At 69.1% G+C, this 23,446-nt stretch carries 28 protein-coding genes; 20 read left to right on the plus strand and 8 right to left on the minus strand.

The features are described from left to right. The first annotated feature begins 4 nt into the window (after nucleotides 1–4). Both AWC14_RS23645 and AWC14_RS23650 read left to right on the plus strand, forming a co-directional pair. On the plus strand, nucleotides 5–916 hold the full coding sequence (locus tag AWC14_RS23645; protein WP_052425677.1) for an alpha/beta fold hydrolase: 912 nt from the start codon (nucleotides 5–7) through the stop codon (nucleotides 914–916). 88 nt (nucleotides 917–1,004) lie between these two features. Continuing rightward, a complete protein-coding gene (locus AWC14_RS23650) occupies nucleotides 1,005–1,280 on the plus strand; it encodes a hypothetical protein (protein ID WP_045383766.1) in 276 nt (91 codons plus the stop codon). Nucleotides 1,281–1,292: 12 nt separating this feature from the next. On the opposite strand, the gene AWC14_RS23655 is transcribed toward AWC14_RS23650, so the two are convergent. From AWC14_RS23655 to AWC14_RS23670, 4 genes are read right to left on the minus strand one after another with little or no spacing between them, the layout of a single operon-like run. Beyond that, nucleotides 1,293–1,877 carry a DUF6624 domain-containing protein gene (locus tag AWC14_RS23655; RefSeq protein ID WP_052425678.1) on the minus strand — a complete coding sequence of 195 codons (585 nt, stop codon included), beginning with the start codon at nucleotides 1,875–1,877 and terminating at the stop codon, nucleotides 1,293–1,295. Next, a complete protein-coding gene (locus AWC14_RS23660; RefSeq protein ID WP_045383769.1) occupies nucleotides 1,874–3,727 on the minus strand; it encodes a GMC family oxidoreductase N-terminal domain-containing protein in 1,854 nt (617 codons plus the stop codon). Before AWC14_RS23660 ends, AWC14_RS23655 begins: the two co-directional genes overlap by 4 nt. Next, complete coding sequence (locus AWC14_RS23665) at nucleotides 3,724–4,056, minus strand: hypothetical protein (protein ID WP_045383772.1); 333 nt, start codon at nucleotides 4,054–4,056, stop codon at nucleotides 3,724–3,726. The genes AWC14_RS23660 and AWC14_RS23665 overlap by 4 nt, the downstream gene beginning before the upstream one ends. Then, nucleotides 4,053–5,060, minus strand: coding sequence for a tocopherol cyclase family protein (locus AWC14_RS23670; RefSeq protein WP_045383775.1), 1,008 nt, complete (start codon nucleotides 5,058–5,060; stop codon nucleotides 4,053–4,055). The genes AWC14_RS23665 and AWC14_RS23670 overlap by 4 nt, the downstream gene beginning before the upstream one ends. A gap of 27 nt (nucleotides 5,061–5,087) precedes the next feature. Here AWC14_RS23670 and AWC14_RS23675 point away from each other — a divergent pair, with 27 nt between their 5' ends. Next, nucleotides 5,088–5,837, plus strand: a complete 750-nt coding sequence (locus AWC14_RS23675; protein ID WP_045383778.1) for a FadR/GntR family transcriptional regulator — start codon at nucleotides 5,088–5,090, stop codon at nucleotides 5,835–5,837. On the opposite strand, the gene AWC14_RS23680 is transcribed toward AWC14_RS23675, so the two are convergent. Beyond that, the gene (locus tag AWC14_RS23680) at nucleotides 5,793–6,578 is read right to left on the minus strand and encodes a DUF3109 family protein (RefSeq protein WP_142281812.1); all 786 of its coding nucleotides are present in this window, start codon (nucleotides 6,576–6,578) and stop codon (nucleotides 5,793–5,795) included. The genes AWC14_RS23675 and AWC14_RS23680 overlap by 45 nt on opposite strands. A 118-nt stretch (nucleotides 6,579–6,696) precedes the next feature. On the opposite strand from AWC14_RS23680, the gene AWC14_RS23685 reads away from it, so the two are divergent. The 9 genes from AWC14_RS23685 to AWC14_RS23725 all read left to right on the plus strand — a co-directional run bounded on the left by AWC14_RS23685 (nucleotide 6,697) and on the right by AWC14_RS23725 (nucleotide 14,134). Continuing rightward, the gene (locus tag AWC14_RS23685) at nucleotides 6,697–7,716 is read left to right on the plus strand and encodes a Ppx/GppA family phosphatase (protein WP_045383780.1); all 1,020 of its coding nucleotides are present in this window, start codon (nucleotides 6,697–6,699) and stop codon (nucleotides 7,714–7,716) included. Beyond that, the gene (locus AWC14_RS23690; RefSeq protein ID WP_045383783.1) at nucleotides 7,713–8,717 is read left to right on the plus strand and encodes a dihydrolipoyllysine-residue succinyltransferase component of 2-oxoglutarate dehydrogenase complex; all 1,005 of its coding nucleotides are present in this window, start codon (nucleotides 7,713–7,715) and stop codon (nucleotides 8,715–8,717) included. The genes AWC14_RS23685 and AWC14_RS23690 overlap by 4 nt, the downstream gene beginning before the upstream one ends. A gap of 7 nt (nucleotides 8,718–8,724) precedes the next feature. Then, a complete protein-coding gene (locus tag AWC14_RS23695; RefSeq protein WP_045383787.1) occupies nucleotides 8,725–9,561 on the plus strand; it encodes a sugar phosphate isomerase/epimerase family protein in 837 nt (278 codons plus the stop codon). Nucleotides 9,562–9,584: 23 nt separating this feature from the next. Beyond that, nucleotides 9,585–10,364, plus strand: coding sequence for a thioesterase family protein (locus AWC14_RS23700; protein WP_045383886.1), 780 nt, complete (start codon nucleotides 9,585–9,587; stop codon nucleotides 10,362–10,364). 21 nt (nucleotides 10,365–10,385) lie between these two features. After that, nucleotides 10,386–11,261, plus strand: coding sequence for a pyrroline-5-carboxylate reductase (proC, locus tag AWC14_RS23705; RefSeq protein ID WP_193393786.1), 876 nt, complete (start codon nucleotides 10,386–10,388; stop codon nucleotides 11,259–11,261). Nucleotides 11,262–11,399: 138 nt separating this feature from the next. After that, nucleotides 11,400–11,663, plus strand: a complete 264-nt coding sequence (locus tag AWC14_RS23710; RefSeq protein ID WP_045383791.1) for a helix-turn-helix domain-containing protein — start codon at nucleotides 11,400–11,402, stop codon at nucleotides 11,661–11,663. Nucleotides 11,664–11,796: 133 nt separating this feature from the next. Next, on the plus strand, nucleotides 11,797–11,898 hold the full coding sequence (locus tag AWC14_RS23715) for a 30S ribosomal protein bS22 (protein ID WP_003402602.1): 102 nt from the start codon (nucleotides 11,797–11,799) through the stop codon (nucleotides 11,896–11,898). Between the two features lie 59 nt (nucleotides 11,899–11,957). Continuing rightward, the gene (locus tag AWC14_RS23720) at nucleotides 11,958–13,061 is read left to right on the plus strand and encodes an SDR family oxidoreductase (protein WP_045383793.1); all 1,104 of its coding nucleotides are present in this window, start codon (nucleotides 11,958–11,960) and stop codon (nucleotides 13,059–13,061) included. A 5-nt stretch (nucleotides 13,062–13,066) separates the two neighbouring features. Continuing rightward, nucleotides 13,067–14,134 carry a lysophospholipid acyltransferase family protein gene (locus AWC14_RS23725; protein WP_045383795.1) on the plus strand — a complete coding sequence of 356 codons (1,068 nt, stop codon included), beginning with the start codon at nucleotides 13,067–13,069 and terminating at the stop codon, nucleotides 14,132–14,134. Between the two features lie 95 nt (nucleotides 14,135–14,229). On the opposite strand, the gene AWC14_RS23730 is transcribed toward AWC14_RS23725, so the two are convergent. The 3 genes from AWC14_RS23730 to AWC14_RS23740 form a co-directional block, all read right to left on the minus strand. Next, the gene (locus AWC14_RS23730; protein ID WP_169716316.1) at nucleotides 14,230–15,096 is read right to left on the minus strand and encodes a cyclopropane mycolic acid synthase family methyltransferase; all 867 of its coding nucleotides are present in this window, start codon (nucleotides 15,094–15,096) and stop codon (nucleotides 14,230–14,232) included. Next, on the minus strand, nucleotides 15,093–15,644 hold the full coding sequence (locus tag AWC14_RS23735) for an FAS1-like dehydratase domain-containing protein (RefSeq protein ID WP_045383799.1): 552 nt from the start codon (nucleotides 15,642–15,644) through the stop codon (nucleotides 15,093–15,095). Before AWC14_RS23735 ends, AWC14_RS23730 begins: the two co-directional genes overlap by 4 nt. A gap of 141 nt (nucleotides 15,645–15,785) precedes the next feature. Continuing rightward, nucleotides 15,786–16,691, minus strand: coding sequence for an HAD family hydrolase (locus AWC14_RS23740; RefSeq protein ID WP_045383802.1), 906 nt, complete (start codon nucleotides 16,689–16,691; stop codon nucleotides 15,786–15,788). A gap of 41 nt (nucleotides 16,692–16,732) precedes the next feature. Between AWC14_RS23740 and AWC14_RS23745 the strand changes: the two genes are divergently transcribed. The 8 genes from AWC14_RS23745 (at nucleotide 16,733) to AWC14_RS23780 (ending at nucleotide 23,444) form a co-directional block, all read left to right on the plus strand. After that, nucleotides 16,733–16,990, plus strand: a complete 258-nt coding sequence (locus AWC14_RS23745) for a glutaredoxin family protein (protein WP_235216022.1) — start codon at nucleotides 16,733–16,735, stop codon at nucleotides 16,988–16,990. 108 nt (nucleotides 16,991–17,098) lie between these two features. Further along, nucleotides 17,099–18,454, plus strand: coding sequence for a glutamyl-tRNA reductase (locus tag AWC14_RS23750; RefSeq protein WP_045383805.1), 1,356 nt, complete (start codon nucleotides 17,099–17,101; stop codon nucleotides 18,452–18,454). A gap of 13 nt (nucleotides 18,455–18,467) precedes the next feature. Next, nucleotides 18,468–19,394 carry a hydroxymethylbilane synthase gene (gene hemC / locus AWC14_RS23755; RefSeq protein WP_045383893.1) on the plus strand — a complete coding sequence of 309 codons (927 nt, stop codon included), beginning with the start codon at nucleotides 18,468–18,470 and terminating at the stop codon, nucleotides 19,392–19,394. A gap of 25 nt (nucleotides 19,395–19,419) precedes the next feature. Further along, nucleotides 19,420–21,090 carry a bifunctional uroporphyrinogen-III C-methyltransferase/uroporphyrinogen-III synthase gene (locus AWC14_RS23760; RefSeq protein WP_057003074.1) on the plus strand — a complete coding sequence of 557 codons (1,671 nt, stop codon included), beginning with the start codon at nucleotides 19,420–19,422 and terminating at the stop codon, nucleotides 21,088–21,090. Nucleotides 21,091–21,172: 82 nt separating this feature from the next. Continuing rightward, nucleotides 21,173–22,159 carry a porphobilinogen synthase gene (gene hemB, locus AWC14_RS23765; protein WP_045383811.1) on the plus strand — a complete coding sequence of 329 codons (987 nt, stop codon included), beginning with the start codon at nucleotides 21,173–21,175 and terminating at the stop codon, nucleotides 22,157–22,159. Next, the gene (locus AWC14_RS23770; protein WP_428839002.1) at nucleotides 22,156–22,638 is read left to right on the plus strand and encodes a hypothetical protein; all 483 of its coding nucleotides are present in this window, start codon (nucleotides 22,156–22,158) and stop codon (nucleotides 22,636–22,638) included. Before hemB ends, AWC14_RS23770 begins: the two co-directional genes overlap by 4 nt. Before the next feature lie 22 nt (nucleotides 22,639–22,660). Then, nucleotides 22,661–23,197 carry a hypothetical protein gene (locus tag AWC14_RS23775; protein ID WP_045383815.1) on the plus strand — a complete coding sequence of 179 codons (537 nt, stop codon included), beginning with the start codon at nucleotides 22,661–22,663 and terminating at the stop codon, nucleotides 23,195–23,197. Then, a complete protein-coding gene (locus tag AWC14_RS23780; RefSeq protein ID WP_045383818.1) occupies nucleotides 23,184–23,444 on the plus strand; it encodes a hypothetical protein in 261 nt (86 codons plus the stop codon). The genes AWC14_RS23775 and AWC14_RS23780 overlap by 14 nt, the downstream gene beginning before the upstream one ends. Nucleotides 23,445–23,446: the final 2 nt, after the last annotated feature.

The raw sequence follows: 23,446 nt of genomic DNA on the forward strand, positions 1-23,446 counted from the left end.
GACGATGACCAGCGACCGATCGGAGGTGCTGTGCCGACAGTACGGCCTGACGCTTCCTGACGCCTGGCTCAATGTCAGGGAATGGGGCGCGACCGAGCCTGATATCACAGTCGTGCTCACCCATGGCTGGACCCTGTCCGGTCGGCTCTGGGAGGACGTCGCCACCTCGATCGCCAGGGCGGAGCCGTCGGTGCGGGTCATCGCCTACGACCATCGGGGCCATGGCAATTCGGCGTCGGTGCCGACCGCTTCGATCGAGCAACTCGCCGACGACCTGGCCGCTGTGGTGGCCCGGACGGTCCCGGCAGGGCCCATCGTTTTCGGTGGTCATTCGCTGGGCGGAATGACGCTGATGGCGTTGGCGCAGCGGCACCCCGCCATTGTCGCCGAACGCGTCGCCGGGGTGGCGTTCGTGGCGACCAGCGCCGGGAATCTGCTGGGCACGATCAGGCGGGTTCCGGGCACCGAGCCCGCGATGAGAGCGGTACTTGTGCCGGCGGCCCGGATCAAGCTACCCAGCAGGCCGCTGTTGCTCGTTCGGCAAGGTGGTCGCGCAGCGTACGGCAAGCAGCCGCGACGCCACGATATGAATCGGACCGTATTGCAGGCGGCACAAAGCGATCCGCGTGCTGTTGCGGCGCTGGGCCGATCGATCCTGCGGCACAACCGCTACGACGCCTTGCCGGCATTCCGCCATGCCCACGCCGTCGTCATGGCCGGTACTCGGGACCCGTTGACCTCGCCTGCCCATGCCCACCGGATCGCGGAGCAGTTGCCAGGCAGCCAGCTTGTCGTCTTCCGCGGCGCCGGCCACTTCCTGCCGTATGAGCGCCGCGAGGCGGTCACCGCCCATCTGCTCAATCTGGTTGCCAAATCCCGTAATTCGGAGCGAAGCATCGCGGGCGTCGCCGGGTGAATCCGCGTACCGCGTCAGCCTTCGGAGGCTTATGTCGGCCCCTCGCCCGGGCTTTGGCTGTGAACCACGATGGGCGCGCAACCTGTACATGCACACCCGGCCCGACCCGCTGACGGTGTGGTCGGTTCGGCAAACGCTGAAGGTGATGCTCAACAGCGCGCACCTGCTGCCCGGCCCGCTGCCCGAATTTCGGCAAGCGCAAGCGCGAGTGACCGGTGTGCCGCTGCAACCGATTCGCTTCGACCCAGACAAGATTGCCGCCGAATCCAAGCTGAGTCGCGGCGCCATCGAGCGGCTGGCCGAGGGTGCTGCAGCTCCACGGAAACCGACCAGACGCCGCGAACGCGTAGCGGCGGTCACCTGAGCTGTCGCAGGTTCATGCCCAACCCACGCGACGACGCCACTTGTCGTATTCCGCGCGATGCTCGGCGGGATTTCCCGGCGGTCGTGCGCCGCAAGTGACGGCTCGCTGACGTTGGTGCGCAATCGCTTCGGCCAACGGTCCGAGCCCGACGCTCGCGCGCCGAAGGTCGACGTCCGCGGGATCGCTGATGGGTCGTGGCGACAGATATCCGTCGTCGTCCCACTCGAATTGGGTTCCGTAGAGCTGTCCACGACCCTCCAAACACCTGATCCGATCGGTGAGCATCGCGAGCTGCTTGGGGTCGGCTTCACCGGCGATGACCGCAGCCTGCAGCAATTCGCGGCAGCGTCGCTGGAAATCGGGTCGGCTGATGGCATGTTGCGCGATCCGGAAGGCCGCGTCGGCGCCGTCATCGCCAACGCGGGAAACGGCGGGCCAACCACCTTCGAGCAATTGCTCGAGCCGATCGGCGTTGCGGTTATGGACCTCCTCCATCGCCGGGTGATAGCCGTCGAACACCGAACCATCGGCGGCAAGCCGAGCCCAAACCGAATCGTCCTCGGCGATCATCTGCAGGAGTTCTTCTCGTAAATTCATGCCGCGGCGGTCTCTTCGACGATCTCGTCGGCCACCGCCAACGCCAGCGCCATGATCGACACCTGCGGATTGACCTCAGGGCAGCTGGGCAGGATCGACGCGTCGGCCACCCACACCCCCTCAATTCCGCGCAGTCGGCCGCCCGGGTCGACCGGGCAGCGCAGCTCGTCGTCGCCGGCCGCCGCCGTGCCGGTCGGGTGAAAAGCCGCCAGGTGCAAGCTTTTCGGGTTCGTGCCTGCCAGCACATCCTGCAGCTCTGGCATGCTCGTTACGGTCGGGCCGGCGGGCAGCCCGGTCAGCACCTCGACGGCACCAGCGGCGAACAGTAGCCGGCCCATCGCCTGCAAGGCGGTCATCACCTTGCCCGTGTCGGTAGGGGTGATGCTGTAGCGCAGCAGCGTTTCCCCGCGTACCGAATAGACCCGGCCGACGCCCCGGTCGGCCACCATAGCGCCGAAGGTCGCGATGTGGCTGGCGCGGTCGAGCCAGTCGAGCAGCTCGGCGCCGTAGCCGGGATACACCATCGATCCCATTCCCGGCGGCGTCGAGGTCGCCTCGATCAGCACACCGTGCGACTCGTGCAGCTCGTCGACCGCCGCGCTCTGCAGCACTCCTCGCCACGCGGTGATGTCGTGGTCGAAGCGACCGGCCAGCATCGCCGCCGGGTGCAGTGCCAGGTTGCGGCCGAGGCGCGGATGCCCACCAATGCCACTGCGCCGCAACAGCCCCGGCGTTTCCGTTGCGCCCGCCGCGACCACGACGGTGCCAGCGAGCACATCGACCGCGGTGCCGTCGGGCCGACGCGCCCGAACCCCTTCTGCGCGACCGCCCGAATGCAAGACCCGCTCGACGCGAGCGTCCGACACGATTCGCGCGCCGGCCGCACACGCCTGCGGCAACGCGTTGAGATGTACACCGAACTTGGCGTTGTGCGGGCACCCGATTGCGCACTGGCAGCAGGCGTCGCAGCCCGGCGCGTTGCGGGGGATCGGGGCCGCCCGCCAGTCCAACGCGGCCGCGCCGTCGAGCATTAGCCGCCCGTTGCGGCCCATGATCTCCACCGGCACCGGGGCCACCTGCAGCGTCTGCTCGACGTCGTCGAGATAGCGGGTCAGCCGGTCCGGATCGGCCAATTCCCAACCGAATTCGTCGCGCCAGCGCTGCTGCACCGGCAGCGGGGGGCGATAGCAGGTGCCGGAGTTAACGACGGTGGTGCCGCCGACCGCACGGCCGATCGGCAACACCACCGCCGGGCGTCCTAACGCTACGGTGGCTCCTGCGCCGCGGTACAGCCCGGCGTAGCGGTCGATCGGATGCATGCTGCGGAACTCGTCGACCGTCCAGCGCCGCCCCTCCTCGACGATGACCACCGCCATCCCGGCGCGGGCCAGCGTGCGGGCCGCCATCGCTCCGCCTGCGCCGGAGCCGACGACCACCGCATCGGCGCGCAGTACAGAGGCGACGTCGACAGACGACGTGAGGTTCAGCGCCGCATCGGGGCGGGCAACGTCGTGCTTCTGTGCGCGGTCGAGCAACTCTGCGGCATAAGTGTCTGCGCCATTGGCAAGCAGCACAACTGCTTTCAAGCCCTCGACAGCCGCACCGACGTCTGGGCTGAGCCCGGCAATGCGGCGCAGCACTGCGGCGCGGGCCTGCGGGGTCAACCGTGATAAGGACCGGCCGGTGCTCAGATAGCTAGCGGCCGCGACGGTCAACGATCCGGCTCGCACCGCCAGCCGCGACGCTGTGGGCAGCCGGGCGAGATACCGGTCGACGCGTTCGACCAGCTGCGCAGCCGACGGGCCGCCGCACTCCTCGGGCAGCAACGCCTGGCCGAACGGGGCGGTCACCCGAAGCGCCGCCCGAGCCCACGGCCCAGCTTGAGGAAGAACGGATACGTCGCGAAAATTCCGGCTGCCAGCGCGTGCATCGGCCAACGGAGCTCATCGGTCTTCACTCCGAAAACCCCGCTGTTCCACATGAAGTCGCGTCCATTACGGGCCCGGAACGGACGCCAGAGTACCCCGAGTCCCGGCACGTTGTTGTAGAGCCCGAACGAGCCGCCGAAGAACACACCGAGCGTGGCGGCCTCGGCGGCGTCGCGCTGCTCGGGCGGTAGTCCGCGTTCGATGACCACACCGGAAGCCACCAGCATGGGCGGGTCGAGCAGAAAACTCATGACGAAATCCCTTCTCTGACAGGAGGAGCCGCCGCGCCGCGCAGACCGACTTCTGCATGACCCAGCACCGACCAGCGCCGCTCGCCCAGCTCGACGTGGACGTCGGCCTGCTCGGTGTTCGTGCACACCGCGGTGGCGCCGTCGGGATCGGTGTAGCCCAGGCTCACGCATCGGTCCACGGGCTGGTCCACGCGGATCAGGGCGTTGCGACCGCCGATACGCCCCTCCAGCTGCCAATGCCGCACACCCAAGGCTGGCGGCTCGGCCCGTTGCGGCCGGCTCTGCCGCGCTGGCGATCGCGCCAACGTGGTCCTCATCCACAGTGACGGCAAACCCATTGGCGGCCAATCCTTTCCGTCGAGCCGGAACCGGACGAACGCGATCGGAGGCAGCCTGCGCAGGCCCGGTGTGTGCGACACCGCGGTGACCACTTCGAGCACGTCGCCGTCACCGAGGTCGGCGTGGATCCAGCCCCACCGCTTGGCGTTGCCGCGGCCGTAGATGTGCGCCACCGCGCCGCGCCAACCGTCGAGCCGGTGAGCGGCATCGCCGACGGTGACTGACCCGGTGAAATCGGCGGTGGGCGCCAGCACCACTTGCGCGCCGGGCAGCAGGTCGCGTTCCCACGCCACCCGCGGAAACGTCCACAGCGGTCTGCCGGTGTTCTTCCAGTGCAGATCCCAGGCCAGCGTGCCGGCGCGGCCGGTCAACTCCTGAAGGGCGACGTGCGCGTCGGCGATGCGAAACCACGCAGGTTCCGAACCCGGCTCGACCGGACACGGCCCGAAGCGCTCGGTGCGCGGCGGCCCCTCGGCGGGAAACCACGTCGCCCACCCGTGCCCGTACGCGGGCCCACCCACAGATGGGGTCGGCGCCACGGTTTCGCAGTGCACCCACAGCCCGGCGCGCGTCACCGGATCGGAGAGCGTGGCGTACCAGACCTCCAGGCGGCCGGGCTCGCCCCGCCAGCGCGGGACAGCGGCGGACCGGAGCTCGGCGTCCATGGTTCGTCCACTATATTGGTTGGACCAATGAACCAGTCAAGCCCGTTTCGCCCGCCGGATCGCCAGCGCCTCGACGAGCAAATCGCCGCGTCGATCGCCGACGCCATCCTCGACGGCGCCTTCCCGCCCGGTTCGACACTGCCGCCCGAGCGGGAACTTGCCGAGCAGTTCGGCGTCAACCGCACGTCGCTGCGGCAGGGGCTGGCCCGGCTGCAACACATGGGGCTGATCGAAGCCCGGCAGGGCAGCGGCAACGTGGTCCGCGATCCGGGCGGGCTGACCCATCCCGCAGTGGTCGAAGCACTGGTGCGAAAGCTGGGCCCGGACTTTCTGGTGGAACTGCTGGAGCTGCGAACCTCGTTCGGCGCGTTCATCGGTCGGTTAGCCGCCGAGCGCAGCACACCCGACGATGCGCGGGCGCTGCGGGCAGCGCTGACGGCGGTGCGGACCGCCGAGACTTCCGAGGGCCGCCAAGAGGCCGATCTGGCGTTCTTCCACGTGCTCGTGCACGCCACCCGCAACCGGGCGCTGGGGCTGCTCTACCGCTGGGTCGAGCAGGCCTTCGGCGGTCGCGAACACGAACTCACCGCCGCCTACGACGACGCCGACACCGTGGCGGCCGAGCTGCAAACGATCACCGAGGCGGTGCTGGCCCGCGACGCGTCGACGGCCGCCGCGACGGTCGAGGCCTACCTGCAGGCCAGCGCGCTGCGGATGGTCGAGTCCTACAAGCTATTCGGCGAGCCGAGTGGCCGGGTGGACCGCGATGAGCCCTAAAGCGCTGCGCCGCTTGCACATTGCGGCCAGCTCGGCGTAGGCCTTCTCGCCGAGCAGCTCGGTGAGCTCGGCGGCCAGGCTCTGCCACACCGGCTCGCGGCCGACATGGGCGGCCGGATCGCCGGTGCAGTACCAGTGCAGGTCGGCGCCGCCGGCGCCCCAGCCGCGACGGTCGTATTCGGTGACGGTGGTCTTGAGGATTTCGCTGCCGTCGGGACGGGTCACCCATTCCTGGCTGCGCCGGATCGGCAGCTGCCAGCAGACGTCGGGCTTCATGGTCAGCGGGTGCACGCCCAGCCGCAGCGCGGCGGTGTGCAGTGCGCAACCGGCGCCGGCCTTGAACCCGGGCCGGTTCAGGAAGATGCAGGCGCCCTTGTGCTTACGGGTCCGCCAGGCCTTCTCACCGTCATGCTCGTCGCGCTCCAGATAACCCTTGGGGCCCAAGCCTTTCTCGCGGAACTGCCAGTCGTCGTCGTTCAGCTGGGCCACGGCGTCGTCGAGGCGGGCACGGTCGTCGTCGTCGGACAAAAACGCGCCGTGCGAACAACATCCGTCGTCCGGGCGACCGGCCACGGTGCCCTGGCAGGCGGGGGTGCCGAACACGCACGTCCAGCGCGACAGCAACCAGGTCAGGTCCGCGGCGATCAGATGCTCGGGATTGTCCGGGTCGTAGAACTCCACCCATTCACGCGCGAAGTCCAATTCGACTTCGCCGGGGTGGTCGGGTTGCGAGGACGTCACGTATGTCCACGGTAGTGGCTGCGCCGGTAACCAGCTACGAGCCACGCAGGCCCGATTGCCCGGCTCCTTCTCAGACCGCTGCGCGGTCTGCATCGTCGCCAGGCAGTAGGTTGTCTCCGTGCGATTGGGTGTGCTCGACGTGGGCAGCAACACGGTCCATCTGCTCGTGGTGGACGCGCGACGCGGCGGGCACCCGACGCCGATGAGTTCGACCAAGGCCGCGCTGCGGCTGGCCGAGGCCACCGACAGCTCGGGCAAGATCACCCGAAAAGGCGCCGACAAGCTGATCTCGACGATCGACGAGTTCAGCAAGATCGCGGTGAGCTCCGGCTGCGCCGAGCTGATGGCGTTCGCCACCTCCGCGGTCCGCGACGCGGAGAACTCCGATGACGTGCTGGCCCGGGTGAAGGCCGAGACCGGGGTGGAGCTGCAGGTGCTGCGCGGGGTCGACGAGTCGCGGCTGACCTTCCTGGCGGTGCGCCGCTGGTACGGCTGGAGCGCCGGGCGGATCATCAACCTCGACATCGGCGGCGGCTCGCTGGAGCTGTCCAACGGCGTCGACGAGGAACCCGAGGTCGCGATGTCGCTGCCGCTGGGCGCCGGGCGGCTGACCCGCGAATGGCTGCAAGACGATCCGCCCGGCCGGCGACGGGTCGGCATGCTGCGGGATTGGCTGGACTCCGAGCTGGCCGAAGCCAGCGTGACGCTGCTAGACGCCGGCAGCCCAGACCTTGCCGTAGCAACGTCGAAAACGTTCCGCTCGCTCGCCCGGCTGACCGGCGCGGCGCCGTCCGCGGCGGGCCCGCGGGTGAAGCGGACATTGACCACTAGCGGCCTCAGACAACTCATATCTTTCATCTCTAGGATGACGACGGCTGACCGAGCCGAACTGGAAGGAGTGAGTGCCGAGCGGGCGCCGCAAATCGTGGCGGGAGCTCTGGTGGCGGAGGCGACTATGCGTGCGCTGTCGATAGAAACGGTGGACATCTGCCCGTGGGCGCTGCGGGAAGGTCTCATCTTGCGCAAACTTGACAGTGAAGCTGACGGAACCGCCCTCGTCGAGACTTCCGTGGGCGATGCTGGAAGCCAGCAAGCTGATCGGACTGCGGTTAGCCGATCGAGAGGCAACACACCATGACTGGACCCAACGACAGCCCGGGCACCCGGCCGATCTCGGTGGCCGAGTTGCTCGCCAAGAACGGCACCATCGGCGCGCCGCCGCCGGCCGGACGCCGTCGCCGCCGTCGTGGCAATGACGATGCGGTGACCGTCGCCGAGTTGACCGGTGAGATCCCCGTCGTGGGTGCGGACGCCGAGCACGACGAGGCCGAGCGTCCCGGCCCGCACTCACACGCCCGCCGCCCCAACGGCGCCACCCGGGTCGAGGAGCCGGAACTCGACGAGGCCGAAGCCCCGTACTGGTCCGAGCCGTCGCCGCGCTGGCCGGAGTCCCCGCCGCAGCGGCCCCCGCGCGAAGCTCGCCCCGAGCGCAGTCCCTACCCCTTGCCGACGCGCAAGTCCCGCGTCGACGACGACGAGCATGCCGTCCGGCCCGTCGCGCAATCCGGCGCCGAGGGGATGAACCCCGACCCGCTGGAGGATTACGCCGGCATGCCCGTCGACGTGATGGACACCGACGTGCGCGAGGCCGAACCGCCGACCGAGGACTCCGCGTACGTGCGCTCGTATCTCGGCCGGTTCCTGCGCGACAAGACCGCCGATGACCTCGAGGCCGACGAGGATTACCCGGACGACACCGACCTCGACGAGGCCGACGACTACGCCGACGATGCGGACCTCGACTCCGACATCGATGATGTCGCCGACGACCTGGCCGCCGACGATGCCGAGGACGCCTACGCCTGGCCGGACCGCACCGAAACGCTGCTGCACGGCGGGTTGGTTGTGCTGCAGTCGATTCTGGCGGTCGCGTTCGGCGCCGGGCTGTTCATCGCCTTCGACCAGCTGTGGCGGTGGAACAACATTGTGGCGCTGGTGCTTTCGGTGCTCGTCATCCTCGGTCTGGTCGTCGGGGTTCGGGTGGTCCGCAAGACCGAGGACATCGGCAGCACGTTGATCGCGGTCGCGGTGGGGGCGCTGGTCACGCTGGGGCCGTTGGCATTGCTGCAGTCCGGCTAGCTGCTCAGTGCGCCCAGCCATCAAGGTCGGCCTGTCGACGGCCTCGGTCTACCCGATGAGGACCGAGGCCGCCTTCGAATATGCGGCCAAACTCGGCTACGACGGCGTCGAGCTGATGGTGTGGGGCGAGTCGGTCAGCCAGGACATCGCCGCCGTCGAAAAGCTTTCCCGGCGCTACCGGGTGCCGGTGCTGTCGGTGCACGCGCCGTGCCTGCTGATCTCGCAGCGGGTGTGGGGGTCCAACCCGATACCCAAGCTGGAACGCAGCGTGCGCGCCGCCGAAAAGCTCGGCGCCCAAACCGTCGTCGTACATCCGCCGTTCCGCTGGCAGCGGCGTTACGCCGAGGGGTTCGGCGAACAGGTTGCCGCCCTGGAGGAGTCGAGCGACGTGCTGGTGGCGGTGGAGAACATGTTCCCGTTCCGGGCGGACCGATTCTTCCGGCAGTCGATGGAGCGGATGCGCAGGCGGGGCGGCGGGCCCGGCCCGGCGATCTCCGCGTTCTCGCCGTCCTACGATCCGCTGGACGGCAACCACGCGCACTACACGCTGGACCTGTCGCACACCGCGACGGCGGGCAGCGACGCGCTGGACATGGCCCAGCGGATGGGTTCGGGCCTGGTGCACCTGCATCTGTGCGACGGCAGCGGGCTGCCGGCCGACGAACATCTCGTCCCCGGCCGCGGCACCCAGCCGGTCGTGGAGGTGTGCCAGATGCTGGCCAGCAGCGACTTCGCCGGCCACGTCGTGCTGGAGGTGTCGACCTCGCGCGCGCGTTCCATCCACGAGCGCGAGGCGATGCTGGCCGAGTCGCTGCAGTTCGCCCGGAAGCACCTGCTGCGGTGAGCATCCCGCTATTCACCGAAGCCATGGCACTGCGCCAGACCGACACCGGTGTCTTCGAGGGTGAGCTCGACAAGAACTGGACCATCGGACCCAAAGTGCACGGCGGGGCGATGCTGGCGTTGTGCGCCAACGCCGCCCGCACCGCCCACGGCGACGGCGTCGAGCCGGTCGCGGTGTCCGGCAGCTACCTGTGGGCGCCGGACCCCGGGCCGATGCAGCTGACGACGTCAATCCGCAAGCGCGGCAGGCGGATCAGCGTGGTCGACGTGGAGCTCAACCAGGGCCAGCGGACCGCTGTGCACGCCGTCGTCACCCTCGGCGAGCCCGAACACCATGTGCCGCCGCTGCTTTCGGCCAACCCGGTGACCGAGCTGATGGCCCCCGAACCGCCGCCCGGCATCGCCCCGATCGGTCCCGGCCACCCGATGGCCGGGCTGGTGCACCTCGCGGAGGGCTGCGACGTGCGGCCGGTCGTCTCCACGCTCGAGCCCACCGATGGGCGGCCGCCGCTGATCCAGATGTGGGTGCGGCCGCGCGGGGTGGCGCCCGACGTGCTGTTCGCGCTGATGTGCGGTGACGTGTCGGCGCCGGCGAGCTTCGCGGTCGGGCGCACGGGCTGGGCGCCCACCGTGCAGCTCACCGCCTACCTGCGCGGCCTGCCCGCCGACGGCTGGCTGCGCGTGCTGTGCACCTGCGTGCAGATCGGGCAGGACTGGTTCGACGAGGACCACACCGTCGTCGACTGCGAGGGCCGCATCGTGGTGCAAAGCCGCCAGCTGGCCATGGTGCCACAGGCCCGTTGAGGGTCTGCCATGCTTGCCCACATGGCCAGAATCGCGATCATCGGCGGCGGCAGCATGGGCGAAGCCTTGCTTTCGGGCCTGCTGCGGTCCGGGCGGCAGGTCAAGGACCTGGTGGTGGCCGAGCGGGTGCCGGAGCGGGCCCGCTACCTTGCCGACACCTATTCGGTGCTGGTGACGTCGATGACCGACGCGGCCGAGAACGCGACGTTCGTCATCCTCGCGGTGAAGCCCTCCGACGTCGAGGCGGTCATCAGCGAGATCGCGCATGCGGCCGCCCAGGCCGACGGCGACAGCCCCGAGCAGGTGTTCATCACCGTCGCCGCCGGGGTCACCACCGGATATCTGGAATCGAAACTGCCGGCCGGCACTCCAGTGGTTCGGGTGATGCCCAACGCGCCCGCGCTGGTCGGTGCCGGAGTCAGCGCGCTGGCCAAGGGCCGCTTCGTCACGCCGGAACAGCTCAAGGAGGTCGCCGCACTGTTCGACTGCGTCGGCGGCGTGCTCACCGTCCCCGAGGCGCAGATGGATGCCGTGACCGCGCTGTCCGGTTCCGGGCCGGCGTATTTCTTCCTGATGGTCGAGGCGCTGATCGACGCCGGCGTCGGGGTGGGGCTGACCCGCCAGGTCGCCACCGAGCTGGTGGCCCAGACGATGGCGGGGTCGGCTGCGATGCTGCTGGAGCGGATGGAGCAGGACCGGGCACCCGCCGGCGGCATTGCACCCGACCTCGGCGTGGACACGACGGCGGCGCGGCTGCGGGCCACGGTTACCTCGCCGGGCGGCACCACCGCTGCTGCGCTGCGGGAACTCGAGCGCGGGGGTTTGCGCAGCGCCGTCGACGAGGCCGTCCGGGCCGCGAAAACCCGCTCTGAGCAGCTAAGAATCACATCAGAGTAATTCATAAATTTTCCCTGAATTCCTACCACCCGTCGCAGTAACCCCACTAGTACCGCTATTCTCCTGTGTGTATGCACGTGTGGGTGCCAGCGGAGGGGAAGCCGCTGGGACTGCGCGTGCCTGACGGATTGGGTTGCGATGACGTCTATGAACGGGCCATCGGCACGAGATTCAGCTGGCGGAAAATCGGCGCGGGACAGCGGTTCCCCCGACGGCCAGCAGCCCAGGACTCAATTTCTGACTGTGGCCGAAGTGGCGGCGCTGATGCGCGTCAGCAAGATGACGGTCTACCGGCTGGTTCACAACGGTGAACTGCCCGCGGTCCGCGTCGGGCGGTCTTTCCGGGTACACGCCAAGGCCGTGCACGACATGCTGGAGAGCTCCTACTTCGACGCCGGCTAGCCGGTCACCGCTTCGAGCATGCGCTCAGGCGTGCGCGTTGCCGCCCTAGGTGCACGGTCGGCGCTTTTCCGTTGCGTGCGGTCGCCCAGGTAGAGTGTGCGGGTTGTTGCACGGCCATAGGGATAGCGGGGTTATGGGCTCAGTAATCAAGAAGCGGCGCAAGAGGATGTCGAAGAAGAAGCACCGCAAGCTGCTTCGCCGCACCCGGGTGCAGCGCAGAAAACTCGGAAAGTAAGACGCCGGTCGTCACGGTCTGGTAACGCCGTCTTAGCGCCGGGCCGCTAGGCTGTCGGAGTGGATTCGTCGGGCGGTACCAGCGACACCGTGCACTATCCCAAAGTCGTATTGGTGACTGGCGCCTGCCGCTTTCTGGGCGGCTACCTGACCGCCCGGCTGGCGCAGAACCCGTTGATCAACCGGGTCATCGCGGTGGACGCGATTGCGCCCAGCAAGGACATGCTGCGCCGGATGGGCCGCGCCGAATTCGTCCGCGCCGACATCCGCAACCCCTTTATCGCCAAGGTGATTCGAAACGGCGATGTCGACACCGTGGTGCACGCGGCCGCGGCGTCGTTTGCGCCGCGCTCCGGCGGCGGCGCGGCGCTGAAGGAAATCAACGTCATGGGCGCGATGCAGTTGTTCGCGGCCTGCCAGAAGGCGCCGTCGGTGCGCCGCGTGGTACTGAAGTCCACGTCGGAGGTCTACGGGTCCAGCCCGCACGACCCGGTGATGTTCACCGAGGACAGCAGCAGCCGTCGGCCCTTCCGCGAGGGTTTCCCCAAGGACAGCCTCGACATTGAGGGCTATGTGCGCGGCCTGGGCCGCCGACGGCCGGACATCTCGGTGACAATTCTGCGGCTGGCCAACATGATCGGGCCCGCGATGGACACCACGCTGTCGCGTTATCTGGCCGGGCCGCTGGTCCCCACCGTCGTCGGGCGCGACGCTCGCCTGCAGCTGCTGCACGAGCAGGATGCGTTGGGCGCGCTGGAGCGCGCCGCGATGGCCGGTAAGCCCGGCACGTTCAACATCGGTGCCGACGGGATCATCATGCTGTCGCAGGCGATCCGGCGGGCGGGCCGAATCCCGCTGCCGGTACCCGGATTCGGGCTATGGATTCTCGATTCGCTGAGACGGGCTAACCGCTATACCGAAATCAACCGCGAGCAACTCGACTACCTCAGTTACGGCCGGGTAATGGACACAACACGGATGCGTGTCCAACTCGGCTACCAACCGAAATGGACGACGGCCGAAGCCTTTGATGACTACGTGCGTGGTCGAGGTTTGACTCCCATTATCAAACCGGAGTTGGTACTCTCCTTGGAGGGTCGGGCCGTGGCAGCAGCGCAGCGCTTTGGCAACTGGAACCCAATTCCATCGGTTTGGGGGAAGTAAATATCGTGGCGGGTGAGCCGAAGGCGAAAGTCATTCCGCTGCACACGAATCCGAGTCGTGCAGCCGCGCAGCGGCGGGCGGGTCAACGGACGCAGGCGTCGCGTCGGCATCCGTCGCTGTTGTCGGATCCCGGGGGGCGGGCATCAGCCGAGCAGATCGCGGCAGTCGTCCGCGAGATCGACCATCACCGTCGCGTCGCCGGCGCCAAACAGGAAACCGAAACCTCCGGCAGCGACCTCGCGCAGCGCGTCGGTGCCGTTGCCGAATTCATCCGTCAGCGCATCACCGGCGACTACAGCGTCGACGAGTTCGGGTTCGACCCACACTTCAACGACGCCATCGTGCGGCCTTTGCTGAGATTCTTCTTCAGGTCGTGGTTCCGGGTCGAGGTCAGCGGTATCGAGAACCTGCCGGACAGCGGCGCGGCATTGGTCGTGGCCAACCACGCCGGGGTGCTGCCGTTCGACGGGCTGATGGCCTCGGTGGCCGTGCACGACGAGCATCCTGCGCATCGCGACTTGCGGCTGCTGGCCGCCGACATGGTGTTCGACCTGCCGGTGATCGGCGAAACCGCCCGCAAGGCCGGCCACACCATGGCCTGCGCCACCGACGCACACCGGCTGCTGGCCTCCGGTGAGCTCACCGCGGTGTTCCCGGAGGGCTACAAGGGCCTCGGCAAGAAGTTCAAGGACCGCTACAAGCTGCAGCGGTTCGGCCGCGGCGGGTTCGTGTCGGCGGCGTTGCGCACCAAGGCGCCGATCGTGCCGTGTTCGATCGTCGGCTCCGAGGAGATCTACCCGATGGTGGCCGACGTCAAGTTGCTGGCGCGGCTGTTCGGCCTGCCGTACTTCCCGGTCACCCCGCTCTTCCCGCTGGCCGGCGCGGCGGGGCTGGTGCCGCTACCGTCGAAGTGGCACATCGCTTTTGGCGAGCCGATCGCGACCGCCGACTACGACGTTGCCGACGCCGACGACCCGATGGTCACCTTCGAGCTGACCGATCAGGTCCGCGAGACCATCCAGCAGACGCTGTATCGGCTGTTGGCCGGTCGCCGCAACGTGTTCTTCGGCTGAGTTTTCACGGCGAGCTGGGCCCACACCGCAGGTAGGGGAACGCAAAATCGCATGCGCACGGCGCCGGGAATGCGATTCTGCGTCTGCTCGCTGGGCTACGGCTTGACCAAGGTGAACTGGCAGACGTCGGTGTAGCCCTCGCGGAACAGGTCGGCGCAACCGGTCAGGTACTTCATGTAGCGGTCGTAGACCTCCTGCGACTGGATCGCGATGGCCTCGTCCTTGTGGGATTCCAGGTTCTTGGCCCAGATATCCAGCGTGCGGGCGTAGTGCAGGCGCAGCGGCTGCTTCTTGGTGAGCGTGAAGCCGGCCTTGGCCGCATGCTCCTCGACCACACATGCCTGCGGCAGATCCCCGCCGGGGAAGATCTCGTCCATGATGAACTTGAAGAACCGCAGCTTGCTCATCGTCAGCGGTAGCCCCCGGGCGGCGAACTCCTCGTCGCTGGGCTTGATGATGGTGTGCAGCATCATCACCCCGCCGGCCGGCAGGACCCGGTAGGCCATCGCGAAGAAGTCGTCGTAGCGGTCCCGGCCGAAGTGCTCGAACGCGCCGATCGACACGATGCGGTCCACCGGCTCACCGAACTGCTCCCAACCCTGCAGCCGCACCTCTTTGGATCGTGGACTGTCCATCTCGTCGAACGACTTCTGCACGTGGGCAGCCTGATTCTTGGACAGAGTCAGGCCGATGACGTTCACGTCGTACTTTTCGATCGCGCGCCGCAACGTGGCGCCCCAGCCGCAGCCGACGTCGAGCAGCGTCATACCGGGCTCCAGCCCGAGCTTGCCGAGAGACAGATCCACCTTGGCGAGTTGTGCCTCTTCCAGCGTCATGTCGTCGCGCTCGAAGTATGCGCAGCTGTAGGTCTGCGACGGGTCGAGGAACAGCCGGTAGAAGTCGTCGGACAGGTCGTAATGCGACTGGACGTCCTCGAAGTGCGGCGTGAGATTGTTACTCACTGGTCTTGGCTCCCTGATTGCATGGCGGCGGCTAGCGGGGCCCCGCCTCGAATGGATGCGATGGCCGCGATCGTCGCCTCCGCATCGGCCTCCGGATGCGTCGACTCCCCGAGCATTGTGACGATGCTGGTGATCACGGGATTGCCGTCGGCGTCGGTGACCTCGCTGCGGATCTCGGCGATCACAGTGCTGTGGGACTCGATGACCGAGTCCAGGTAAGTGTCGAAGAAAAGCCGGTCGCCGGCAAGGATCGGCCGGTGGTAGATGAACTTCTGGTCGCGGTGCAGCACCCGCGCGAGGTTGATCGGGATGTCGAACTTGGTGAAGACGTCCAGCTGTACGCGCCGCCCGGCGACCGCCAGGAACGTCAGCGACGCCACCAGCGCCGGGTAACCGGCCTCGGCGGCGGCGGCCTCGTCGAAGTGCAGGGGGTGGTCGTCCTTGACCGACCGCGCGAACTCGCGGATCTTTTCGCGTCCGACGTCGAAGTGATCCGGGAACCGGTAGTGCGTCCCGATGAGATCTTGGGCGCCTTCGGGCACTGACATGCGTTGCTCTCCGCTCGTATGGGTGCTCAGCGGCGCAGCTTATCAGCGGAATTGCCGTCGGGCGCTATCCGCGCTCGTGGCGACCTATCCGCGCTCATGGCGACGCGACACGGGGTCCATGCGGTCGGTGCGCCCCTCGCGCTATCCGCGCTCGTGGCGACGCGACACGGCCGCCGCCAGGGCCCCGCCCGCCGCGCCCAAGGCCAGCGCGGACGGCACCCCGATGCGGGCGGCCTTGCGCGCGGTCCGAAAGTCGCGGATCTCCCAGCCCCGCTCGCGGGCCAGGGCGCGCAGCCGGGCGTCGGGGTTGATCGCGACCGCGGTGCCGACCAGCGACAACATCGGCACGTCGTTATAGCTGTCTGAATAGGCCGTGCAGCGTCGCAGGTTCAGCCCCTCCCGGATTGCCAGCGACCGCACCGCGTGGGCCTTGCCGGTGCCGTGTAGAAGGTCGCCGACCAGCCGGCCGGTGAACACCCCGTCGACCGATTCGGCCACCGTGCCCAGCGCCCCCGTCAGGCCCAGCCGACGCGCGATCGTCACCGCCAGCTCGTAGGGCGTAGCTGTGACCAGCCACACCTGCTGGCCCGCGTCGAGGTGCATCTGCGCCAGCTCGCGAGTGCCCGTCCAGATCTTGTCGGCGATGATCTCGTCGTAGATCTCCTCGCCGAGCGCTATCAGCTCGGCCGTCGACCGGCCTTCGATGAACGCCAGCGCCTTGCGCCGGCCCGCGGCGACGTCGTTGCTGTTCTCGCGGCCGATGAGCTGAAACTTGGCCTGCGCGTAAATGAATCCGACCACGTCGCGGTAGGTGAAGTATTTGCGGGCCGCCAGGCCGCGGCCGAAATGCACCAGCGACGAACCCTGCACCAGCGTGTTGTCCACGTCGAAAAACGCGGCCGCGGTCAGGTCGACCGGCGGCTGCTCGGGGCTGGGTACGGCATCCTCTTGCAGGCCGTCGAGCGCGCGCTCGGCGCTGGCGTTGGACGCCAGCGCCTGGAGGTCGAAGCGACCGGGCTGCTCGCGGCCCGAGTCGGCAAAAGCCATCACGCCACAACACTATCCGGCAACTGCTGCACACTGGGGTCGTGGACCGCCCGCAGGTGCAGCTGCTGACTCGCGACGGGTGCAGCATCTGTGAGCGCGCCTACGCCCAACTGGCCGGGCTGGCCGAGGAATTGGGGTTCGACCTGTCGGCCACCGACGTCGACGCCGCCGCGGCCGCCGGGAATCCCGCCCTGCGGGCGGAATTCGGCGACAGGCTGCCGGTGGTTTTGCTCGACGGCCGCGAGCACAGCTACTGGGAGGTCGACGAGGAGCGGCTGCGCGCGGACCTATCCTTCTGACGGTCGACGGGGCTGACCGGAAATTTGGTAGCCCACCAGCCGAACGACTACCGTGGATGTCAGTTCGTTCACTGGTGAAAGCAAGGGAGCAGGCCAGGTGATTCAGCCGTGAGCGTCCTGCTCTTCGGGGTGTCCCACCGCAGCGCGCCGGTTTCCGTTCTGGAACAGCTGTCCACCGACGAGTCCGACCAGATCAAAATCATCGACCAGGTGTTGCAGTCGCCGCTGGTCACCGAGGCCATGGTGCTGTCCACCTGCAACCGGGTCGAGGTCTACGCCGTGGTCGACGCCTTCCACGGCGGCCTGTCGGTCATCGGGCAGGTGCTCTCCGAGCATTCCGGAATGTCGCTGGGCGACCTGACCAAATACGCCTACGTGCGCTACAGCGAGGCCGCCGTCGAGCATCTGTTCGCGGTGGCCAGCGGTTTGGATTCGGCGGTGCTCGGCGAACGGCAGGTGCTGGGCCAGGTGCGCCGCGCCTACGCCACCGCCGAGGCCAACCGCACCGTCGGGCGGGTTTTGCACGAGCTGGCTCAGCGCGCGCTGGCGGTGGGCAAGCGGGTGCACACCGAGACCGCGATCGACGCCGCCGGCGCATCGGTGGTGTCCGTGGCGCTCGGCATGGCCGGTAAAAAGCTGGGTCAAACTGGCCTCGAAGGCAAGACCGCCGCGGTGATCGGCGCCGGAGCGATGGGCGCGCTGGCTGCGGCGCATCTGACCCGCGCCGGCGTGCAGCACATCCACGTCGTCAACCGGTCGCTGCCGCGGGCGCAGCGGCTGGCCCGCAAGGTCCGCGAATCCGGCGTCCAAGCGGAAGCCTGGGCCCTGGACCGGCTTCCGGCGGCGCTGGCCGACGCGGACGTCGTCGTCAGCTGCACGGGCGCCGTGCGCCCAGTGGTGTCGCTGGCCGACGTGCACCACGCGCTGGCGGCCGCCCGCCGCGACGAAACCACCCAGCCGCTGGTGATCTGCGACCTGGGCATGCCGCGCGACGTCGACCCCGCGGTGGCCGGCCTGCCCGGCGTCTGGGTCGTCGACATGGACCGCATCCAACGGGAACCGTCGGCCCGGGCCGCGGCCGCCGACGCCGAAGCCGCGCGCCACATCGTCGCCGCCGAGGTCGCCACCTACCTGGCCGGTCAGCGGATGGCCGAGGTGACCCCGACGGTGACCGCGCTGCGCCAGCGCGCCGCCGACGTCGTCGAAGCGGAGTTGCTGCGGCTGGAGAACCGGCTGCCGGGCCTCGAGGCCGCCCAGCGCGACGAGGTGGCCCGCACCGTGCGCCGCGTGGTGGACAAGCTTTTGCACGCGCCAACCGTGCGGATCAAACAGTTGGCCAGCGCGCCCGGCGGCGACAGCTACGCCGAGGCGCTGCGCGAGCTGTTCGAACTCGACCAGACGGCCGTCGACGCCGTCGCCACCGCAGGCGAATTGCCTACGGTCACAGCCGATTCGGGCGAGTAGCCGCTTGGCCGACGTGATCCGGATTGGCACGCGGGGCAGCCTCTTGGCCACCACTCAGGCCGGTGGCGTCCGCGATGCCTTGGCTGCCAATGGCCATCCCGCCGAGCTGGTCACGATCAGCACCGAGGGGGACCGCTCGACCGATCCGATCGCCAGCATCGGTGTCGGGGTGTTCACCGCGGCGTTGCGGGAGGCCATCTTGGAGGGCACGGTGGACGCCGCCGTGCACTCGCACAAAGATTTGCCGACGGCCGACGATCCGCGGTTCACCGTGGCGGCGATACCGCCCCGTGAAGACCCGCGAGACGCCGTGGTGGCTCGCGACGGGCTGGTGCTGGCGGAGTTGCCGACGGGCTCGGTGGTGGGCACCTCGTCGCCGCGGCGGGCCGCACAGCTTAGAGCACTGGGTCTCGGTTTGGAAATCCGCCCCCTAAGAGGCAACCTAGATACCAGGTTGAACAGGGTAAGCAGCGGTGATCTCGACGCGATCGTGGTGGCCAGGGCGGGTTTGGCCCGGCTGGGCCGGCTCGACGCCGTCACCGAGACGCTGGGGCCGGTCCAGATGTTGCCGGCACCGGCTCAGGGGGCGCTGGCCGTGGAGTGCCGCGCCGGGGACACCGGCCTGGCGGCACTGTTGGCGGAGCTCGACGACGCCGATACCCGCGCGGCCGTCACCGCCGAGCGTGCCCTGCTCGCCGAACTGGAGGCGGGTTGCTCCGCGCCGGTGGGTGCGATCGCCGAGGTGGTCGAGTCCATCGACGAGGACGGCCGCGTCTTCGAGGAGCTGTCGCTGCGCAGCTGCGTGGCGGCGCTGGACGGATCCGATGTGATCCGCGCATCCGGCATCGGCAGTCCGGATCGGGCACGGGAGCTCGGGCTCTCGGTGGCCGAGGAGCTGTTCGCGCTGGGCGCACGGGAACTCATGTCGGGGGCGCGGTGAAATCCCGCGCGAGGAGGAATAGCGGATGACTCGTCAAATAGGCGGGCGAGGGCGTAAGCCGAAGCCGGGCCGCATCACGTTTGTGGGCTCTGGCCCTGGGGACCCGGGTCTGCTGACGACGCGGGCCGCGACGGCGCTGGCCAATGCCGCCCTGGTGTTCACCGACCCTGACGTGCCCGAGGGCGTGCTGGCGCTGATCGGCAAGGACCTGCCGCCGGTGTCCGGCCCCGCCCCCGCCGAGCCGGGCCCCGACGCACCCGAGGGTGCCTCCGACGATCCCGCCGCCGCCGCGGTGGTCTCCGTTGGGCCCGACATCCGGCCCGCTCTCGGTGATCCGGCCGAGGTGGCCAAAACCCTGACAGCAGAGGCGCGTTCGGGCCATGACGTGGTGCGGCTGGTGGCCGGTGACCCGCTGTCGGTGGACGCGGTCATCACCGAGGTCAACGCAGTGGCGCGCAGCCACCTGCACTTCGAGATCGTGCCCGGGCTGGCGCCGAGCTCCGCCGTACCGGCGTATGCCGGGTTGCCGCTGGGCTCGTCGCACACCGTGGCCGACGTCCGCGACCCACATGTGGATTGGGCAGCTTTGGCCGCCGCACCCGGGCCGCTGATCCTGCAGGCCACCGCATCTCACGTGGCCGACGCGGCGCGCACGCTGATCGAATACGGGCTGACCGAGTCCACCCCGTGCGTGGTGACCGGCTCCGGTACCACCTGCGCGCAGCGTTCGGTGGAGTCGACGCTGGGCACGCTGACCGACGGCGCGCCGCTGGGCGCCGCCGACCCCGCCGGTCCGCTGACCGGCGCCGTGGTGGTGACGATCGGCAAGACCGTGGCCAACCGGGCCAAGCTGAACTGGTGGGAGAGCCGCGCCCTGTACGGCTGGACCGTGCTGGTGCCCCGGACCAAGGACCAGGCCGGTGAGATGAGCGAGCGGCTGACCGCGCACGGCGCGCTGCCGATCGAGGTGCCCACCATCGCCGTCGAGCCGCCGCGCAGCCCCGCGCAGATGGAGCGCGCGGTCAAGGGTCTGGTCGACGGGCGCTACCAGTGGGTGGTGTTCACTTCCACGAACGCGGTGCGCGCGGTGTGGGAGAAGTTCGGCGAGTTCGGCCTCGACGCTCGCGCATTCTCCGGCGTGAAGATCGCATGTGTGGGCGAGGCGACGGCCGACCGGGTCCGCGCGTTCGGGATCAGCCCCGAGCTGGTGCCGTCGGGCGAGCAGTCCTCGCTGGGGCTGCTGGACGAATTCCCGCCCTACGACAGCGTTTTCGACCCGGTGAACCGGGTGCTGCTGCCGCGGGCCGACATCGCCACCGAGACGCTGGCCGAGGGGCTTCGCGAAAGAGGTTGGGAGATCGAGGATGTCACCGCCTACCGGACGGTGCGGGCAGCCCCGCCGCCGGCGGAAACCCGCGAAATGATCAAGACCGGTGGTTTCGACGCGGTGTGCTTCACGTCGAGCTCGACGGTGCGCAACCTGGTCGGCATCGCCGGCAAGCCGCACGCCCGGACTATCGTCGCCTGTATCGGTCCGAAAACCGCTGAGACCGCTGCGGAATTCGGTCTGCGCGTCGACGTGCAGCCCGAGACCGCCGCGGTGGGCCCGCTGATCGAGGCGCTGGCCGAGCACGCCGCCCGGCTGCGCGCCGAGGGCGCGCTCCCGCCGCCGCGTAAGAAGAGCCGCAGGCGTTAATGGCCTTCATGCAGCCGAGCGTGCGTGTTCGTCCGTCGACACGCCGTCGAAGCTGGCATTCTGCGCACGCTCGCGGTGGCAAATGAGCGGTGCCTATCCCCGGCAGCGTCCGCGTCGGCTTCGCTCGACTCCGGTGATGCGCCGCCTGGTGGCGCAAACCTCGCTGGAGCCAAGGCATTTGGTGTTGCCGATGTTCGTCGCCGACGGCATAACGGACGCTCGCCCCATCCCTTCTATGCCGGGCGTGTACCAGCACACCCGCGACTCGCTGCGCGCTGCCGCCGCCGAGGCGGTGGAAGCCGGCGTGGGCGGGCTGATGCTGTTCGGCGTGCCTCGCGACGAGGACAAGGACGCCGCGGGCACGATCGGCTCCGACCCGGACGGCATCCTCAACGTCGCGCTGCGGGATTTGGCCAAGGATCTCGGTGAGGCCACCGTGCTAATGGCCGACACCTGCCTCGACGAGTTCACCGACCACGGGCACTGCGGCGTGCTCGACGAACGCGGCCGCGTCGACAACGACGCTACACTGACCCGTTATGTGGAACTTGCTGTGGCGCAAGCGGATTCAGGAGCCCAGGTGGTAGGGCCGAGCGGAATGATGGACGGGCAGGTCGGGGCCATCCGCGACGGCCTGGACGCCGCCGGTCACACCGACGTGGTGATCCTGGCGTACGCCGCCAAGTTCGCGTCGGCGTTCTACGGGCCGTTCCGCGAGGCGGTGAGCTCCAGCCTGTCCGGTGACCGCCGCACCTATCAGCAGGAGCCCGGCAACGCCCGCGAGGCGCTGCGCGAGGTGCAGCTGGATCTCGACGAGGGCGCCGACATCGTGATGGTCAAACCCGCGATGGGCTACCTGGACATCGTGGCAGCCGCCTCGGACCTCTCGCCGGTCCCGGTCGCGGCCTACCAGGTGTCGGGGGAGTACGCGATGATCTCGGCCGCCGCGGCCAACGGCTGGATCGATCGCAGCGCCGCGGTGCTGGAGTCGCTGACCGGCATCCGGCGCGCCGGCGCCGACATCGTGCTGACCTATTGGGCCGCCGAGGCGGCCGGCTGGCTGTCGTGAGTGGACCGCCGAGCTGGCCGGGTTCGCCGCCGGGACCGCCCGGCCCGCCTGGCCCGCCGGAACCCCCGCAGTCGCAGGAGCCGCAGACCCGGCCCGTGGACGTCGACACCGGGTTTTGGCTGTGGCTGGCGGCGTTGCCGCTGATGGTGATCGGCTACGTGGTGGACTTGGTCGCCTCCCGGCACGGTCACGGCTCGCCGATCGTCTACGCCGCATCCGGGCTGTTCGCGGCGGTGGTGTGCGCGATCGTGGTGACGTTTTTGTTCCTGATGCGGGCGGGGTATCGCTGGGCCCGCACAGTGTTGACCGGCGGCGGCATCGCCGCAGTCGTCTACGTCGGCACCCGTCTGTTCAGCGTGGACTGGCCGCCGCTGGCCGCGGTGATCTGCGCGGTCACCGGGATCGTCGGCTGCGTGCTGATCGCCGGCGGCATGTTCCTGCTGCACCGCAGCGACGCCCACGCCTACTTCACCAGGTAAGCGCCCGTTAGGCTTTCCTTCAGTGACCACAGACACCGACACCAAGCAAACCCCGTTGTTCCGCGAGCCCGGGGCCAGCTGGTACTGGGTGCTGACCGGCCCGCTGGCGGCGGGCGCCATGCTGCTGATCGAACATTCCAGCGGCTACGGCTGGCAGCCGCTGGTCCCGGCGGTGTTTCTGGTGCTGGTGTCCGGGTTCGTGGCGTTGCAGGTGAAGGCGGCACGCATCCACACCTCGGTCGAGCTGACCCCGTACACCCTGCGTCAGGGCACCGAGACCATCAAGGTGGCCGAGATTGTGCGCGTCTTCCCGGAGGCCGGGCACCCGCAGGCCACCGAACAGGAATCGGCGCGTTGGCAATCGGCCCGCGCGCTCGGCGAGCTGGTCGGGGTTCCGAAGGGCCGGGTCGGCATTGGACTGCGGCTCACCCACGGACGCACCGCGCAGGCCTGGGCGCGACGGCACAAGGCGCTGCGGGCGGCGCTGACCCCGCTGGTCGAGGAGCGGGTCGGGCCGGCCGAGGTCGACGACGACGGTGGCGCCGGTGAGCCCCGGTAGCCGGGCCGTCGTCGAACTCGCACTGGCCTGCGTTTCGGTGTTCGGCTGTGCGGCGGCGTGGTCGCAGGTGCGTTCCACCGTGTCCGTCGCGCCGGTGCTCGACGGCCAGCCGGTCACCACGTCGGTCGTCTACGACCCGCCGTTGCTGCTGCTGACCCTGCTTCTGGCGACGCTGGCGGGCGTGCTGGCGGTGGTCGGCTTGGCCAACCTGCGACGGGCCCGAAAGACCGCCAGCCCGTCGGGGTAGAA

Source organism: Mycobacterium kyorinense (assembly GCF_002101735.1).
Classification (GTDB): Bacteria; Actinomycetota; Actinomycetes; order Mycobacteriales; family Mycobacteriaceae; genus Mycobacterium; species Mycobacterium kyorinense.